Source organism: Mycobacterium appelbergii (assembly GCF_032883035.1).
Taxonomy (GTDB): Bacteria; Actinomycetota; Actinomycetes; order Mycobacteriales; family Mycobacteriaceae; genus Mycobacterium; species Mycobacterium appelbergii.
Genome location: NZ_JAMQTH010000006.1, coordinates 60,044 through 76,716, shown reverse-complemented (window position 1 = coordinate 76,716; position 16,673 = coordinate 60,044). Strand labels below are relative to the sequence as shown.

The window sequence follows — 16,673 nt, the reverse complement described above, 5'->3', positions numbered from 1 at the left end:
AGAATCGCCGTGTACCCCGAAGTTCGCCAGACCTCACTTCTGTTGCAGGGCAACTCCTTGACCAGGAAACAATTCACCGCGCAGAATCGCGTCGCAGTGCGCCAGATGCAGAACTGCGACAGCGTCGTCGGGCAGTAACTCGCGACAGCGGGCGAACGCAGCGCCTGCCTGGTCGACCTCGCCGGCATCGAACAAGGCGAAAGCTTTGTCGAACGCGGGTTGCGCCTGGATTTTCGCCTCCCGCTGCGGGGCCGGATCCTCGTCGTAGACCTCATAAATCGTCACCGGACGGCGCCGGTTGACCACCAGGACGCGCTCCATCCGACGGATGTCGAACTGGTCCGGATCGGCGAGCCGCTGATAGGTCGCATCGCTGATCAGCATCGTGCAGCCATAGCGTTTGGTGGTGCTTTCGATGCGTGCGGCAAGGTTCACCGCATCACCGATGATGGTCAGCACCATCCGATTCACCCCGCCGACGAGCCCGACGCCCACCGCGCCGGTATTGATGCCGATCCCGGCCCGTAACTCCGCGGAGCCGAGCGCCTTTCGTTCGGCGTTGTGCTCGCGCAGGGAGCGCAGCATGGCCAGCCCGGCGCGCACCGCATCGGGCTCCGACTCGAAGACAGCGACGATCTCGTCGCCACGCACGTCCTGAATCATCCCGTTACAACTGATGATCGGCATTTCTGCAGCACGCAGGAACCCCATCGCCAGGTTGCTGGCCTCCGAGACGTTCATGTCCTCGATCATCGTGGTATAGCCGCGGATGTCGCTGATGAGCACCGTCATCTCGCGTTCGACCCGATATCCGCTGTGGACCCGGCGAAGGTCGTCGATATCAAGGATGCGGAGCAGTTCGTTCGGCACGAACCTCGATTGCACGTCCATCAGTGATTGCCGGTATTCATCGGCGGCACGCAGTTGGGCCTCCAGTTGCAGGCTCCACAGCGGCGCCGCCGCCTGGGCACACAGGTAAGCGACCGTCTCTTCATGTTCGGGTGTGAAGTTGCCGGCATGGCGCTCACGTTCAACATAGAGGACGCCGATAATTCGGTCCTGCAACAGAATCGGTGATACCAGGACCAGTTCCCCACCTGCCGCGGTGAGCACCGTCCCACTGTCCATCACCCGGCGGACCGTCTCCTGGTCATAGGGCACTTCTGTCCACGGACCGTCGATGAGCCGGGTGGTGCCCTGTTCGTGCACCGCCTGGACCATGAGGTGATCGGCTTCGCCCGAGAGGAACAGGACACGCTGTGCGCCGGTGATGTCGGCGGCCGTCTGGAGCACGAGTTCAGCCAGGGCGTCGGTGGTTTCTGCCGCCGAGAGTGCGCGGACGAGGTGACGCGCGCCCACCGGGTCGACGCCCGCCGAGCCGGCGTGAATCAGCTGCCCGCTGAGCAGCCATGGATATGCCCGCGCGAGACGGTCCACCCGCAACGTCAGGCCGAGATTCGTAAAGCGCTGAAAAGCCGAACGCAACATGTGCTCGCGTAACGTCGCGCGACCGGTCTGGAAGTAGAGAGTCGCCGCCTCCTCGTGCGCGAGAGCGCCGATCATCGGCAGATGATGCACGTCTGCCAACGTCATCGCCTGGTCCAGGTACTGCTCGGCCGCACGGTGCCTGCCGCGCGCCAGCTCCCAGGTGCCCTGGATGAGTGCATACGGGGCCGCATAGTTGGCCGGTGCATCCGCAGCCCACTTGCGGTGCAGCGACAACGCTCTGCGCACGAACCGGCGCGTCGCCCGGTCATCGGGGGCGGTGTGGATCAGGCACAGGCCGGCGGTCAGGTGGATGAGCTGGGTGATCGCGGTGGCGGCCATCCCCTCGATGTGCTCGACAGCCTCATCGACGGCGCCTGCCCCGCCCGCGTAGTCCCCGGACCAGAAGTAGAGGCCCAGTTTCTGGGTGGCGACGGTGCTGAGGATGACCTCGTTGCCGTCGCGGCGGGCGGGGGGCACGACCTCGCGCTCGTCGAAACCACTCTCCCCCGCAAGCAGATACGGGTCGTCGCTTCGCCCCATCAGGTTGAGGCAGATCTGCTGCATGGCCTGACACAGCAGCGTGGGTACCGGCTGGGAACGGACCTCGGGAATGAGGCTGCGGGCCAGCACATCGATTTCCGGCAGTGGGCGCCCCACCCAGAATGACTGTGAGAGCAGAACGGCCGCAAGAAATCCCGCGTACTCCTGATCCCCCTGATCCAACGCCTCGGCGACGGCGTCACGAAGCGCGGGTAGACCGTCCTGCAGGGGATGGCGCCAGTGCCGGATGAAATTCAGGTGCATGAACAGCGTTTCCGGCCGGGTCGCCCGGAATTCGTCCCGTTCGGCGAGCATCAGGGCGGCCTCACCGAAGCGCTGGGCGCCTGCGCTGTCCCGGATCATCACCAGCAGCAGCCCGTAGCTGACGAGCACCAGTGGCAACGACGGGGTATGTCCGTGCGCCAATGTCAGATCGAGCTGCTTACGTACCACCAGCGGAAAAATGTTGGGGCGCACGATATAGCACATGCTACGCAGCTCAGCGAGGATGCGTTGGATCTCGATGACCAGCCGGTCCTCGCACCGTGGCAACTGCAGCAGCCGGTCATTGCTCCAGCGACGCATGACGAACTTCATCTGTCCCAGTGCAAGGGCCATGCGGGGTTTACCCGGATCGGGCGCGACCGGCTGGCCGAGTTCCTCGAGTGCCCGCAATCCGGTGTCCAACGCCTCCTGCAGGTGATTTTCGGCCACGCACCCTTTGAGCCGGAGAAAGGCGATGCATGCACGGTCGGCCGGCTCGTGGAGGAATTCCTCAGCCTCGTCGAGTAGGGACCGCAACACCGTCACCTCACCCACCAGAAGGGCCGCGCGTGCGGCATCGAGCTGCAATTCGCGGGTCAACGCGAAACTGACGTCCCACCGCTGCTCCCCCAGAAGTGTCAGACCGTTTCGGCAGTACTCGAGTGCCAGCGGGAACGACGCCTGGGCCCGCGCTTTGGCCGCGGCCCGCCGAAGCACCCCGACGAACCGGACGCGCTCGTCGTCGTCGGCCAATCCGGCGCCACTGATTCCGACGTGGCGCGCGGCGTCGAACAGCCGATCATCGCCCTGTCCCACAAACCACCGGCCGATCCGCAGGTGCGTTTCGCGCTGAGCGGTCGCCGACAGACCGTCACGAGCCGCCTCCGCCACGCGATCGTGGCTGAACCGGTAGCGGGCCTCGCGGCTGATCGCGTTGGCGATGCGCTGGCCACGGCTGTCCACCGCCTCGAGCAGGCGCAGTTCGAGGCTCGACCACAGTGCCTGGGCCACCACATCGGCCGGCTGCGCCGCCGCTGCCGTCGCGTCTGCGAGATCGAACTCGCCACCAAAACAGGCCAGTGAACTCAGTACCGCCCGGTCGGTCGGGCGCAGTTGGTCGAGGTAGCGGCCGAGGAACTCCGCGGCCGTGGCACTGACTTCGATCGTGGAGAGCACCCGTAGGTCCCAGGTCGGGTGCCCGCTCGCACCGACCGGGGTCAGTGCGCCTTCGCGTTGCGCGCGGTGCAGCAGCTGACGGACCTGTAGCGGATTACCCCCGGTACGGTGATGGAATTCGTCGGCGACGTCGCCCAGCTCCACCCCGCGGCCACACACCTCGGCGAGAAGTTCCTCGAGATCCGCACGCGACAACGGGCTCAGCTCGATACGGTGCAGGCCCTCCGACGTGAAACCTGCTGCCTTCGGGTCGAATTCGCCGGCCCTGTAGGCACCGAGGACCAGCACGTTGCGCGTCGACACCGTCAACAGCTCGGACAGCAGCAACAGCGTGTCCTGGTCGGCCCACTGCAGATCATCCACCGCCAGCACCACGGGTCGATAGGACGCGGTGATGGACACCAGGCGGATGGCGGCACGCTGCAGCCGACGGCGAGCATCTGCCACGTCGAGGTCGGCGACCTCCGGGGCGGCGCCCAGTAGCGGCGCCAGGTCGGGCACCAGCTCACTGAGGATTCCGGTGAGCGCGGAGGCCCCGCCTGCGAGGTCCGCACGCCACCGGTCGCGGGCTGCCGGGCTGGTGGCGTCCATGGTGCGGACGATCGCCCCAAGCGCTTCACCCAGGGCCGAGTACGGCGCCGCGGCGCCGTCCCGGCATCTCCCATAGCCGAATACGCAGTTGCGTCCGGAGACCTCGGCGCCGAACGCATGGATGAGGGTGGACTTGCCCACTCCGGGAACCCCACTGAGCAGTGCGCACCCACCGCCGACCCGACCGGCTGCTTCCACGGCGGCACGGAGTTCGGTGAACGCCTGGCGACGCCCGACGACCTGGCCGTCGAGATCCAGCACCGGCGACGTCACGGCACCCGACTCAGCGCTACGGGCGTCGTTCTTCCGACGGCGCGGTCCACAGATCGCAAGGTCAAGCGCATGCCGCCCTCCCACTCACGGGAATGGTGCGCTCATCGTAGTGACCAGTACGTGCGCCGGGGACCGGATGGACAGATCAGCTGCCCCGGGCGTCGCGCCTCAGTTTGTGGTCTTGTGCGCGAGCGCTCGCCGCCCGGCGTCGAAACCGTCCAGCGCGGCGCCCACCGCCGCGACCACGGTGACCTCGAATATCTCGTCCTCGGTGTGCCCGGCGGCGGTGAGACGGTTGATGTCGGAGTCGGTGATTGTGTAGGAGGCGTCGCGCACCGTCGCGGCGTAGGACGCCAACGGTTCCCGCAGCGGCCCACCGGCGGCGTCGAGCACCGCGTGGCGGAGGTTCTCGACGGCATCATCCCCGTGGCGGGTGGTCTCGCCCTCGGCAAGCAGGAAACCCGGGAACCGGTAGCCCGCGCGGTGCAGGGCGCGGGTACCGCTGTGCAGCTGGCCTTCGCGCAGGGTGAATCCGAACGCGTTGGCCAACCGCCCGATGATGTTGAACACCAGGCTCACCCGCAGCGCCTCCAGTACCGCCTGGTCGGTCAGGCCGGCGACCTCGGTCGCGTCGACGCGCTCCGGGGTGAGGGTGGCCGCCGCGAGAAAGGTACGCACAGCGCGTAGTTCGGGCCGGGTCGTCACGGGATCGTCCGGGTCGATGTCGCCGTGGCCCGCGATGCGGGTGAGCTCGGCGTGGGTGTCGATGCAGAACGGGCATCGGAGCGCTTGCGCGGTGCACATCGCCAGGTATTCGCGTTCACCCGCAGTCCAGTACGAGGGCCCGCGCATGGTGTCGGCCGCCAGATCCAGTAACGGGCGGGCGAAAACGCCTGGCCGGTAGAGCAACAGCTTGACGATGTCCGGGCTGTCCACCCGCGACATGGCCGAAGTGAGGGTCAGGAACAGCTTGGCGCGGCGACGGTGGCCGCGATCGAGGACGGACAGTCTCATCGGATCTCCTGAATATCGAGGTCGTGCAGGCGCCGCGCGAGGAAGCGCCGGTCGGCCGGGTTCACGGCGATTTCGTGGGCCCGCCGGTAGGACGCCGCGGCCGCTTCGGTGCGCCCGAGGCGCCGCAACAGATCTGCGCGGGCAGCGTGCAGCAGGTGGTAACGGTCCAGCCCGTCGATCCGCTCGAGCAGCGCCAGCCCCTCGTCCGGACCCGCTGTCATGGCCACCGCGACGGCATGGTTGAGCGCCACCACCGGCGACGGCGCCACCACGAGCAATTCGGCGTAGAGAGCGGTGATGCGCGGCCAGTCGGTCTGATCGGCGGTTTCGGCCCGGGCGTGCAGGGCGGCGATTGCGGCCTGCAGCTGATACGGCCCGCGCGTGCCCACGCGTAAGGCCCGATCCAAAAGCATGATGGCTTCGGCGATCTCGGCATGATCCCACCGGGACCGGTCCTGGTCGGTCAACAGAATGACCTCACCATCCGGACTGTACCGAGCGGACGCGCGTGAATCGTGCAGCAGCAACAGCGCGACGAGGGCCAGCGCTTCGGGCTCGTCGGGCATCAGGGTCGCGACGAGCTTGCCGAGCCGGATCGCCTCCTGGGTCAGCTCGTGGCGGCCGGGCTGGTCGTGGGCGCTGTAACCCTGGGTGAAGATCAGGTACACCACCGCCAGTACGCCGGACAGTCGTTCGGGCAGAAGATGATCGGCGGGCACCTCGAGGCTGATGCCTGCGTCCCGGATCTTGCGTTTCGCCCGCACCAGCCGTTGCGCCAGCGTCGGCTCACTGACCAGGAACATGCGGGCGATCTGGCCGGCGGTCAGCCCGGCTACCGCCTGCAGTGTCAACGCCACCCTGGCGTCTTCGGCCAGCGCCGGATGGCAGCAGGTGAAGATGAGGCTGAGTCGCTCATCGCCCATGCTGCGCAGGGTTTCCGCGTCGAATTCTGTGGGCTGCGCGGCCGGCGCCCTGGCAAGCTCGGCGAGTTTGTCCCGGCCGACCCGGGCCCTGCGTAACCGGTCGATCGCGCTGTTGCGGGCTGCGGTCAGCAGCCAGGCCACCGGATCGTCCGGGACGGAGTCACCCCACTTGCGCAACGCCTGCGCGCAGGCCTCCTGCAAGGAGTCCTCGGCGAGCTCGAAATCGCCGAGGACGCGGATCAACGCCGCCAACATGCGCGCCCGGTGCCGGCCGTACACCTCCTGCAGCACCGGCGCCGGGCTCATCGGTCCGTCGCCATGCCCGCGATCGGGCGCACCTCGATCGCCCCCAGTTCGGCGAACGGGCACAACCCGGCCAGCTCCAGGGCTTCGTCGAGGTCGCGACAATCGAGAATGTAGGCACCGCCGAGATGCTCGTGGGTCTCCGCGAACGGCCCGTCGGTGATCAGCGTCTTGCCGTCACGCACTGTCACGGTGGTGGCGGCGTCTTCGAGCTGCAGCGGGTAGGCCGCCACGAATACGTCGCGGCGGCGGCATTCGTCGGCGAACGCGGTGACCCTCTCCATCGCCTCGGCAAAGCCCGGATCATCGGTTTCGGGCCGCTCGCAGTTGTAGATCATCAGCATGTACCGCATATATCCTCCATCCGTTTGGACCGGTTGAAGAAAATGACGAACAAGCCGACCGTATCTCGACACAACGCAGCCGACCGGAGTTGAGCAACAGTAAGGTGCTGTCCGTGGGCGGAAATCTGTTTGCCAACGGCCGCGGCCGGGTGCTGGCACTCGTGCTCTCGGTTGGTGTCGCCGCCGCGATGTTCTATGCCCAGGACACCGAGCCGCCGTGCTGCGCCGCGGCCCCGTCGACGCCGCCTTCCGGCCAGCCGTCTGCGCCGTTCGGGGCCACGCCCGCGGACGCCGAGTTGTTGGCGGCGAGTGCGCCCGTGGCCGCTCCCGATTTCCAGTTCACGCTCCCGCGCGGCGTCGCACCCGAGCAAGGTTTGCAGGTCAAGACCATCTGGGTGGCCCGGGCGATCGGCGTGATGTTTCCCGAGATCTCCACGATCGGCGGGTACCGCCAGGATGCCTTGAAATGGCACCCCAACGGGTTGGCGATCGATGTGATGATCCCGAACTATCATTCCGACGCCGGCATCGAGCTCGGTAACCAGATCGCCGGGTTTGCCCTGGCGAACGCGAAGCGGTGGGGTGTGCTCCACGTGATCTGGCGGCAGGGCTTCTACCCGGGCATCGGCGCACCCAGCTGGACGGCGGACTACGGCAATGAGACCGCCAACCATTTCGATCACGTGCATATCGCCACCGACGGCGGCGGCTACCCGACCGGGCACGAAACCTACGCGATGGGTTCGATGAGCCCGGCGCCCTAGTTTCGACTGCGCCGAACCCGGGTAGTCCGAACCTGCGGCTCGATTCCGAGTCGGTATCCGAAATCTGCAGGACGGAGCCTCACCATGGGTGCCCACGACAAGATCAGCAACAAGATCGACGATCTTTCCGGCAAGGCCAAAGAAGGTCTCGGCAAGGCAACTGACGACAAGAGCACCGAGAACGAAGGCAAGATGGACCAGGCGAAGTCCAGCCTGAAGGACGCCGGCGAGAAGATCAAAGACGCCTTCAAGAACTAGTTCCGGATGGAAAGCGGTCGGGCACCTACTCATTCGGACACGAAAAGGCTGCTTCGAGGTCAACCCGTACGCGTCAGAAGGACCTTCAATGCGCGAGTGTCGGCGGGACGACTGAAGACCTCATAAGCCGCGTCGAACTCGTCGAGCGAGAAGCGGTGGGTGATCAACTGCGAGGTGTCGAATTGACCGTTGGCAAGTAGCCCCATCAGTGTCGGTTACGTTGCTGTGTTCACCAGACCGGTCGTGATGGTCAGATTTCTCGCCCAGATCTCCCTGAGGTGCAGTGTGATGGGCGCGCCGTGCATGCCGATGTTCGCGATACGGCCACCCGGGCGCACTAAGCCGATTGCCTGCTCGAACGTCTCGGCACAAACGTCGCAGGGAGTTCGACTGCCTCCGCGGCTGCGTCGATATCCGGCGCGCCTGTCGACTCGTCGACGAGTCGACAGGCAGACGTGGCGGTAGCGATGACGTAAAGGCGCCCGAGGCGCCAACCACCACCACTTAGGCACTGACCGTAAGATCCATTTCGGCACTAGCGGCATCGCCCATGCACTGATGCACGACACCAGCACCCGGTCCCCCACGGCGGTATCGCGCAAGGCGGATCTGACCGCCAAGACTGTCCCGACGGCTTCGTACCCCGAGCACCCGACCTGATTGCACCTCGGGTATGTCGCCCTCAGCGATGGTGACCTACGGCCTGGGATCGGGGACCAAAGGCCCCTCACCACTGCCAAGCGCGGCCATACCGTCGAATACGGCGCGTCGGCTCGCGCCACAGTGACACTAATCGGAGGGACGGCGATGTCCGACACACTCATCGCGCCACCGCCGTCCACCCGCCCGGACGGCTGCAAGTTGGGTCTCGGACTGAGATCCCTGACGGCCATCGTGGTCGGATCGATGATCGCTTTGCCCTACCGTCACAGATCGCCGCCGGTTCGACGTGGGGGGCGATGTCGGGTTACCCATTGATGCAAGCGAACTGGGGTGCGGCCGTGGCGGGCGGCCGGTTCATGACCTGCCCGATCCTGTGCGACCCGCTCTACACCTGAACGGACCTAGATCATTGGATCACTCAACGACGAGGACGCCGGTTCGCAACTTGGCGATGGACCTCTACAGGGTCGTTGCAATCGTCGTCGTCGTACTCGGACATTGGCTCGTCGCGACTTTGACATATCACGATGGCCAGTTTGGCAGGCAAGACCCGCTTGTCGCTCTACCGTGGACTCAATGGCTGACCTGGGCATTCCAGGTGGTCCCAGTGTTCTTCGTGGTGGCTGGCTATGCCAGCGCAGTGTCGTGGACCCGTTGGCACAACTCATCTCGCGGCTCACGCCAAGCGTGGCTACGGCGGCGCCTGGCCCGAATCGTCGGTCCGACAGCTGTTTACGTCGCGCTCGTTTTCACAGTCGTCATCGTGCTAATGGGCGTCGGGGTTCGCGGACCTCTGTCGATCGGTGGTTGGGCCGTTGGCATGCACCTGTGGTTCCTCACAGTGTTCATGGCCGTCGTCTCACTCACTCCGGTGTTGGTGAATGCCGACCACCGTTGGGGTTTGGCCGTGCCCGCCGCATTGGCTGTCGCGACGGCGGTCATCGACGCGGTGGCGATCGGCGGCGGGGTTCCTTACGTCGGTTGGCTGAACTACGCATTCTGTTGGGCAGCGATCTACCAACTTGGCATCGCCTGGCAGGGTTCGAGACTAATAGGGCTCCGACCGTTGAGGCTCGCCATCCTCGCCGCGGCAGCATTGGCGGGATTGGTGGCCTGGGGGCCCTACCCGGTCAGCATGATCGGGGTCCCTGGCGCTGCGGTACAAAACACATCCCCACCAACGTTGGCAATGCTTGCGTTCGGCGCAGTACAAGCGGGTCTGGTGCTGGCGGTCGCCCCCGGGGTGAACCGCGCCTTGGCTGCGCCACGATGGAAGCGCCCACTAGCCCTCGCCAACCAGAATGTGATGGCGCTCTATCTCTGGCACATGGTGCCCGTGGTGGTTGTCACCCTCATCGGTTATCCCACCGGGCTGCTGCCCCAGCCGACGATCGGGACCGGAGCCTGGTGGCTCGCACGTATCGAATGGCTGGTCGTGCTGTCAGTCGTGACCGGCGCCGAAGTCGTCCTGCTCTGGTGGAAACGGAAGCTCTTCGTCGCACCATTGCCCTCGATCGCCTCGCCTCTTCCGCAGTGCTGGACCGAACTGACCTTATTCGCCGGTTCTGCGGCGGTGGCCATCGCGTTGGCCAGGTTAGCCGCCGACGGATTCGCTCCCGATGCAAGCGTTCCCCTGCTCACGTCGATGCTGTTCATCGCCGGGCTGACGATGATGACGATCGAGTCGAACTGCGACCGAACGAGGTTCTGAAGACCCGAACAACCAGCTGGCGAATGTCCGGGTCGTCGCCGAGCGCAGGGCAGCGATAGCGCGCGGCAACAAACACCTCGCTTCTGCGCTGTTGGCAGAGAAACTGGCCGCCGACCTGCTCGGTCGCTGGCGCGGATCACCGACATGGTCGATGGCTCCGCCAGAACGCGGATGCACCAGTCCGAATCCGTCCTCCCGGTCATGCCGATGCGACGTTGCGTGCCGCAATCTTGGCGCGAACTTCTGTCATGTCGAGCGCTTTCACCCGGTTGATAAGGTCCTCGAGTGCAGCTGGCGGCATCGCTCCGGCCTGGCTGAACACCAGCACGCCCTCCCTGAAGGCCATCACCGTCGGGATCGACCGGATATCGAGTGTTGCGGCCAGATCACGTTCAGCCTGAGTGTCGACCTTGGCGTGCACGACACCTGGGTGTCCCTGTGACGACTTCTCGAAGATCGGGCCAAAGGCGCGGCATGGCCCACACCATGACGCCCAGAAGTCCACGAGGACAATCGGATTGTCGGTGATGGTCGACTCGAAGTCATCGTAGGTCAGATTCTTGATGGTCATTGTGGTGCCCTTCCTTTGTGTGACAGTTGAGTTGCTACGCCAAGCCTTTGAGCATCAGGTTCCAGTACATGAACGGCAGGCCATACTTCTTGAGATACCAGTAGCCACGGTGTGGTTTGGTCGGGTCCATCACCGGGAACGACGGTGTGAGATTGAGGTCGTAGTCGAACTCGGCCAACAGCATCGCGTGTGAAGACGTGATGATTGGGCACGAGCCGTATCCGTTGTATACGCCGCCCAACGGTCGGCCCTTGAGGAACGATTTGATGTTGTCGACCAGGACCGGGGCCTGCTTGCGGATCGCGGCACCAGTCTTGGAATTCGGTGACGACCCGGCGTCGCCGAGGCTGAACACGTTCGGGTATCGCACGTGCTGCAGGGTGTGCTTGTCGATCTCGACGTATCCATTGGCGTCACCGGCCGACAGCGGGCTGGACTTGACCCAGTCCGGCGCTGACTGGCGCGGCACGGCGTGCAGCACGTCGTAGGACAGCATGGTGTCGGATCCGGCCTCCCCGACACCCGTCACCCCGACCTTGTGTGACGCTATGTCCACAGAGGTCACCTCAGCGTTGGTGTGTACTTTGATGCCGTAACCGGCAGCGACAGTGTCGAGATTGTCCGCGATCGCCGGTATCCCGAACAGACGTGGCGTCGGTACCACCAGGTGAACGTCGATGTCGGACAGCACGCCCTGCTTGCGCCAGTAGTCGCTGGCCAGGTACGCGATCTTCTGCGGCGCTCCCGCGCACTTGATCGGGCCCGACGGCATCATGAACACCGCACTACCCGAACGCATGTCGCGGATGAACTCCCATGTCCGGGGGCAAGGTCGAACCGGTAGTTCGACGACACCCCGTTCTTGCCGAGTGCGTCCTGTAGCCCCTCGGTGCGATTCCAGTCCAGCTGGATGCCAGGGCAGACGACGAGTACCTCGTACCCGTAACTGGCTCCGTCGGCGCAGGTGACCGTGTTATTGTCCGGGTCAACGGCAGTCGCCGCAGCCCTGATCCACGTCACTCCCTTGGGCATAACCGACGCCTCAGGCCTGGCGGTCGTCGACGCCTTGGCCTGGCCACCGCCGACCAGGGTCCACAGCGGCTGGTAGTAATGCATGCCGGACGGCTCGATGACTGCGACGTCAGAGAAGCCGTTGCGCATCAGACGAGCGGCGACCGAGATGCCGGCCGTCCCGCCGCCAACGATGAGGATCTGGTGCTTCGGGGTTTTCATTGATGTCTCCTATTGTCCTGTCACTCAAGCGCTCTGGCGAGCTTCATCCCAGGCGCCGTAACCGCCCAGGATGTCGCTGACATCGGCGAATCCGTTGTGCCGCAGCAGACTCGCAGCCACCGAGGACCGGTAACCCCCGGCGCAGTACACGACGGTCGGCTTGACGGGATCCAGCTCGCCAAGCCGGCTGGGTAGCTGACCGACCGGGATGGTGATCGCGTTCGGGATGGTGCCTGCGGCGACCTCGCCCGGGTTGCGCACGTCGACGATCTGCAGGTCGGCCAGCTCGGCAGCGCGCTGGTCGAATGCCTTCGCAGTCAGTCGGGACGCGCCCTGAACGTCGTCACGGTGAGCCAGCATCACCTCGAAAGGCTTGTCCAGGTAGCCGATCACACGGTCGAAGCCGATGCGGGCGAGCCGGTTCTTGCCCTCCAGTTCGTGACCCGGCTCGGTGAAGAGCACGATGTCGAAATCGGACGCGAGCACCGAGCCGGCGAACTCGGCGTAACGGCCGTCCAAACCGATGTTGATCGCGTCACGCAGGTGCCCCAGGGCGAACTCCTCGAGGCCGCGCCCGTCAACCAGAACAGCGCCCGCAGCGATGGCGTCAAGGACCTGGCCGTAGGTCATCGCCGTCGGCATCTTGGTCTCGTCCAGCAGCTCACGGTCCTTGCGGTTGAGGATCGCGTCGTAGACGAAGTAGCCGGGTGCGGGTGGCTGCCCCTCGGTGACCAGCTGCATGAACGTAGCTTTGTCGGCAACGCGCAGGGCGTAGTTCGTCTCCTTCTGCTCCCCCATGGTCGACCACAGGTCGGTGGACAGATTCTTGCCGCAGGCCGAACCGGCGCCGTGCGCCGGGAATACCCGGGTGGCGTCGGGCAAAGTCATCAACTTGTTGTGCAACGAGTCGTAGAGCTTGTCGGCCAGCTCCTCGCGGGTGAAGCCGATCGAGGCCAAAAGGTCGGGCCGGCCGACGTCACCGATGAACAACGCATCGCCGGTCAGCACACCATAGGGGATCTCGTCACCGGGGTGCTCGTACACCACGATGCTCATCGACTCCGGCGTGTGTCCCGGCGTGTGGCGGAACTCCAGCGTCACCTCCCCCAGCAAATAGCGTTCGCCGTCGGCGACGCCCACCGACTCGAACTCGGTCTCGGCGACCGACGAGTACACGATCTTCGCGCCCGTTGCGTTGGCCAGCTCCAGGTGGCCGGACAGGAAGTCGGCGTGGAAGTGGGTCTCGATGACGAGTTCGATCGTATAGCCGAACTGCCTGGCATCGGCAAGATACTCGGCCACATCACGCTGTGGGTCGACAACTACTGCGCGGCCGGTGGTTTCGTCAGCAATCAGATACGACGCATGAGACAGGCAGTCCAAGTAGTACTGGGTGAATTTCATCTCGCAAGTCCTCTCATTGGGCGGGTGGATATGGACTCTCTCGTACAGAGTGCATATACCCCTATGGGTATGTCAAGTTACCCATAGGGGTATTCTATTCCATACTTGACAATACCCATGGGGGTATGCATATCCTGTCACTTGAACATACCCCCTACGGTATCGGCGCCATAGAGGCTTTCGTCACCGCTGCACCTACTGGAAGGACTCTCATCGCCATGACCGCACCCGCCACCATCGGCTCACAGAACCTGCGCGACTTGCTCGGATCGTCCGCACCGCCCCGGGTGCTCGATGTCCGGACCCCGGGCGAGTTCGAGACCACCCACATCGCCGGGGCGTACAACGTGCCATTGGATCTGCTGCGCGAGCACCGCGACGAGATCATCAAACATCTCGACGAGGACGTCGTCCTGGTCTGCCGTTCGGGCCAGCGCGCCGCGCAGGCCGAGGAGACGCTGCGCAACGCCGGGCTGACCAATGTGCACATCCTCGACGGCGGCATCACCGCCTGGGAAGCCGAGGGCTTCGCGGTCAACAGCGGCGCACAGCGCTGGGACCTCGAGCGTCAGGTCCGCCTGGTCGCCGGCTCAGTCGTACTGTCCAGCATCCTGGCCAGCGTCGCCGTGCCCAGGTTCAAGTGGGTGGCCGCAACGATCGGCGGCGGACTCACCTTCGCGTCGCTCACCAATACCTGCGCGATGGGCATGGCGCTATCCAGGCTCCCGTACAACCGCGGCGCCAGCTGCGACGCGCAGACCATCGTGTCCCAGCTCATCGGTGCCACCCAATCGGGTCAGAAAGCGAGCTAGCGGATCATGATTGCGCTCACCATCGGCTTGGCCGTATTCGTCGGCATAGCACTGGGGTTGCTCGGTGGCGGTGGATCGATCCTGACCGTCCCGCTCCTGGCCTACGTGGCTGGAATGGACGCCAAGCAAGCCATCGCAACATCATTGCTGGTCGTCGGGGTCACCAGTGCGATCGGCGCGATATCGCACGCACGTGCCGGCCGGGTGCAATGGCGCACCGGCCTGGTCTTCGGTGGGGCCGGCATGGTCGGCGCCTACGGCGGCGGTCTACTGGCCCAGTTCATTCCAGGCACGGTCCTGCTGATCGGATTCGCCATCATGATGATCGCCACCGCCGTCGCCATGCTGCGCGGACGCAAGAACGTCGACACCACCGACGGCGGACTTCACCTCCCGGTGCCGAAAATCATTGCCGAGGGCCTGGTGGTCGGCCTTGTGACCGGTCTGGTCGGCGCCGGCGGCGGGTTCCTGGTCGTACCCGCCCTGGCACTGCTCGGCGGGTTGCCCATGCCGATCGCGGTCGGCACGGCGTTGAGCGTGATCTCGATGAACTCTTTCGCGGGGCTTGCCGGTCACTTGTCGAGCGCATCGATCGACTGGGCGGCGGCAGGGGCGATCACCGCTGCGGCCGCGGTAGGAGCGCTCATCGGAGTGCGTCTGACGGCCAGAATTGACCCCGCCGCGTTGCGAAAAGTGTTTGGCTGGTTCGTGCTCGCCATGTCCTCGGTCATTCTGGCAAAGGAGATCCACCCGATCGTCGGAATTGCGGCCGCGGCGCTCACCGCGATCGCCGCGGCCGCAACCGTCGCGTGCACTCGGTACGCACACTGTCCCCTACATCGTCTCGTCGGGGCTGCGGCCTCCGGACCAGCCACCGTTTGATGACCACCCGGAATACCCCCACGGGTACCATGGCGATAACATCGGTACAGAGGAGCAAAACCCATGGTTGGTGACGAAGACGCAATCGCCGCGGTACTCAACAGGCTGCGCAGGGCCCAGGGACAGCTGGCCGGGGTGATCTCGATGATCGAACAAGGTCGGGAGTGCAAGGACGTCGTGACGCAGCTCGCCGCCGTATCTCGCGCACTGGATAGGGCTGGCTTCAAGATCGTCGCGACCGGCATGCGGGAATGCCTGACGGGCGAGACCCAAGATGGCAAGCAACCAATGTCCGAATCCGAACTCGAGAAGTTGTTCATGGCATTGGCTTGATCAGATCGCAACTACAGGAAGCAGGAGAAACCATGGGTTACGCACTGTCGACGACGTTGCACACCACGTTTGAGGAAGCGGTCACCCGGACCCGACAGGCATTGGCAGACCAAGGTTTCGGGATACTCACCGAGATTGACATGAAGGCCACCCTAAAGACCAAGCTCGATGAGGACATGGAGGACTACCTGATCCTTGGCGCGTGCAATCCGCCGTTGGCACACCGCGCAGTGAACGCCGACCGCCAGATCGGTCTGTTATTGCCCTGCAACGTGACCGTGCGCGCCGACACCACCGCCGGTGGTGGCGCGGTGATCATCGACGCGATGGATCCGCAGGTCATGGTCCAGGTTTCGGATCGACCGGGACTGCGCGCGGTCGCCGACGAAGCAGCGGCCAAACTACGCGCTGCACTCGACGCGTTGAACTCCGACGGCCGATGACTACCCGCAGCGCAGTCATCTTCGATAAGCAGCTCAGGTAGCACATTCAACGTCGCACGAGCCGCCGTGGAGAACGACACGAACATGTTGTAGACCCCGAAGGTGCGCGAACGCTCGGCATTGCGACAGGTATTGGCGGTCACAGCGATGGTGCCGTCCCATCCATGAAGCCGAATACCATGCCGGAGAGTCAGATTGGCTTGCAGCACCGGCATGACGCTGATCACCTGGTGCGGATCGAAGCCAATCGCGAGGACAGGGTGGCCCGCATCGCTGAGCCGATCGGCCAGGTGTCCATTGAACCGCGACATAATCTAACCCTCAGACATAGCACCCGACATCTATGTCAGACACGCCCCCAGCTGCCGCACGCCTCAGCCGGCGAGCGGCCCCACTGTGACCTTCCACTCGCGTAGTTCGCGGTCTTTGGTCACATCCAGTTGCGTGTACGGGTCCTTCTCGACCAGCTTCTGGGCGGCCGCCTCGTCGTCTGCCGAAAAGATGATGACTCCACCGGTGAGATCGGCGAGCGGGCCTGCCGCGAGGACCGATCCCGCTGCGACGAGTTCGTTGAGGTGTGCCACATGGTCGCCGCGGCGTTCGGCGCGCAGTGGGGTGTCGTTGTAGCCGTAGGTGTAGATGAACTGGGGCATGACGATCTCTCCTTGATGTGGGTTGATGGA

The 16,673-nt window shown here is 64.9% G+C and carries 15 protein-coding genes and 1 pseudogene; 7 read left to right on the top strand and 9 right to left on the bottom strand.

Annotated features, from left to right (window positions below):
* Window positions 1–33 precede the first annotated feature (33 nt).
* The 4 genes from M1247_RS14765 to M1247_RS14750 form a co-directional block, all read right to left on the bottom strand.
* A complete protein-coding gene (locus tag M1247_RS14765; RefSeq protein WP_317157452.1) occupies window positions 34–4,320 on the bottom strand; it encodes an AAA family ATPase in 4,287 nt (1,428 codons plus the stop codon).
* 180 nt (window positions 4,321–4,500) lie between these two features.
* Window positions 4,501–5,346, bottom strand: coding sequence for a carboxymuconolactone decarboxylase family protein (locus M1247_RS14760; RefSeq protein WP_317157100.1), 846 nt, complete (start codon window positions 5,344–5,346; stop codon window positions 4,501–4,503).
* Window positions 5,343–6,575, bottom strand: coding sequence for an RNA polymerase sigma factor (locus M1247_RS14755; protein WP_317157099.1), 1,233 nt, complete (start codon window positions 6,573–6,575; stop codon window positions 5,343–5,345). The genes M1247_RS14760 and M1247_RS14755 overlap by 4 nt, the downstream gene beginning before the upstream one ends.
* Complete coding sequence (locus M1247_RS14750) at window positions 6,572–6,925, bottom strand: YciI family protein (RefSeq protein WP_317157098.1); 354 nt, start codon at window positions 6,923–6,925, stop codon at window positions 6,572–6,574. The genes M1247_RS14755 and M1247_RS14750 overlap by 4 nt, the downstream gene beginning before the upstream one ends.
* 2 nt (window positions 6,926–6,927) lie before the next feature.
* Between M1247_RS14750 and M1247_RS14745 the strand changes: the two genes are divergently transcribed.
* On the top strand, window positions 6,928–7,680 hold the full coding sequence (locus M1247_RS14745) for a VldE C-terminal domain-containing protein (protein WP_410506882.1): 753 nt from the start codon (window positions 6,928–6,930) through the stop codon (window positions 7,678–7,680).
* A gap of 84 nt (window positions 7,681–7,764) precedes the next feature.
* Window positions 7,765–7,938, top strand: coding sequence for a CsbD family protein (locus tag M1247_RS14740; RefSeq protein ID WP_317157096.1), 174 nt, complete (start codon window positions 7,765–7,767; stop codon window positions 7,936–7,938).
* 59 nt (window positions 7,939–7,997) lie between these two features.
* Here M1247_RS14740 and M1247_RS14735 read toward each other — a convergent pair whose 3' ends face one another.
* Window positions 7,998–8,144, bottom strand: coding sequence for a hypothetical protein (locus M1247_RS14735; RefSeq protein ID WP_317157095.1), 147 nt, complete (start codon window positions 8,142–8,144; stop codon window positions 7,998–8,000).
* An 866-nt stretch (window positions 8,145–9,010) separates the two neighbouring features.
* Between M1247_RS14735 and M1247_RS14730 the strand changes: the two genes are divergently transcribed.
* The gene (locus tag M1247_RS14730) at window positions 9,011–10,312 is read left to right on the top strand and encodes an acyltransferase family protein (RefSeq protein ID WP_317157094.1); all 1,302 of its coding nucleotides are present in this window, start codon (window positions 9,011–9,013) and stop codon (window positions 10,310–10,312) included.
* Between the two features lie 199 nt (window positions 10,313–10,511).
* On the opposite strand, the gene trxA is transcribed toward M1247_RS14730, so the two are convergent.
* The 3 genes and pseudogenes from trxA to M1247_RS14715 all read right to left on the bottom strand — a co-directional run bounded on the left by trxA (window position 10,512) and on the right by M1247_RS14715 (window position 13,520).
* Window positions 10,512–10,883 carry a thioredoxin gene (gene trxA, locus M1247_RS14725; RefSeq protein ID WP_317157093.1) on the bottom strand — a complete coding sequence of 124 codons (372 nt, stop codon included), beginning with the start codon at window positions 10,881–10,883 and terminating at the stop codon, window positions 10,512–10,514.
* Between the two features lie 34 nt (window positions 10,884–10,917).
* Window positions 10,918–12,116, bottom strand: a pseudogene (locus M1247_RS14720) (NAD(P)/FAD-dependent oxidoreductase).
* A 24-nt stretch (window positions 12,117–12,140) separates the two neighbouring features.
* Window positions 12,141–13,520 carry an MBL fold metallo-hydrolase gene (locus M1247_RS14715; protein WP_317157092.1) on the bottom strand — a complete coding sequence of 460 codons (1,380 nt, stop codon included), beginning with the start codon at window positions 13,518–13,520 and terminating at the stop codon, window positions 12,141–12,143.
* Between the two features lie 218 nt (window positions 13,521–13,738).
* Here M1247_RS14715 and M1247_RS14710 point away from each other — a divergent pair, with 218 nt between their 5' ends.
* The 4 genes from M1247_RS14710 (at window position 13,739) to M1247_RS14695 (ending at window position 15,990) form a co-directional block, all read left to right on the top strand.
* Window positions 13,739–14,332, top strand: a complete 594-nt coding sequence (locus M1247_RS14710; RefSeq protein WP_317157091.1) for a rhodanese-like domain-containing protein — start codon at window positions 13,739–13,741, stop codon at window positions 14,330–14,332.
* A 6-nt stretch (window positions 14,333–14,338) separates the two neighbouring features.
* Window positions 14,339–15,214, top strand: coding sequence for a sulfite exporter TauE/SafE family protein (locus M1247_RS14705; protein ID WP_317157090.1), 876 nt, complete (start codon window positions 14,339–14,341; stop codon window positions 15,212–15,214).
* A 63-nt stretch (window positions 15,215–15,277) separates the two neighbouring features.
* Window positions 15,278–15,547: a metal-sensitive transcriptional regulator gene (locus M1247_RS14700; protein ID WP_317157089.1), complete on the top strand. Its 270-nt coding sequence runs from the start codon at window positions 15,278–15,280 to the stop codon at window positions 15,545–15,547.
* Window positions 15,548–15,579: 32 nt separating this feature from the next.
* On the top strand, window positions 15,580–15,990 hold the full coding sequence (locus M1247_RS14695) for a DUF302 domain-containing protein (protein WP_317157088.1): 411 nt from the start codon (window positions 15,580–15,582) through the stop codon (window positions 15,988–15,990).
* A 374-nt stretch (window positions 15,991–16,364) separates the two neighbouring features.
* On the opposite strand, the gene M1247_RS14690 is transcribed toward M1247_RS14695, so the two are convergent.
* A complete protein-coding gene (locus M1247_RS14690) occupies window positions 16,365–16,643 on the bottom strand; it encodes a YciI family protein (protein WP_317157087.1) in 279 nt (92 codons plus the stop codon).
* Window positions 16,644–16,673 lie beyond the last annotated feature (30 nt).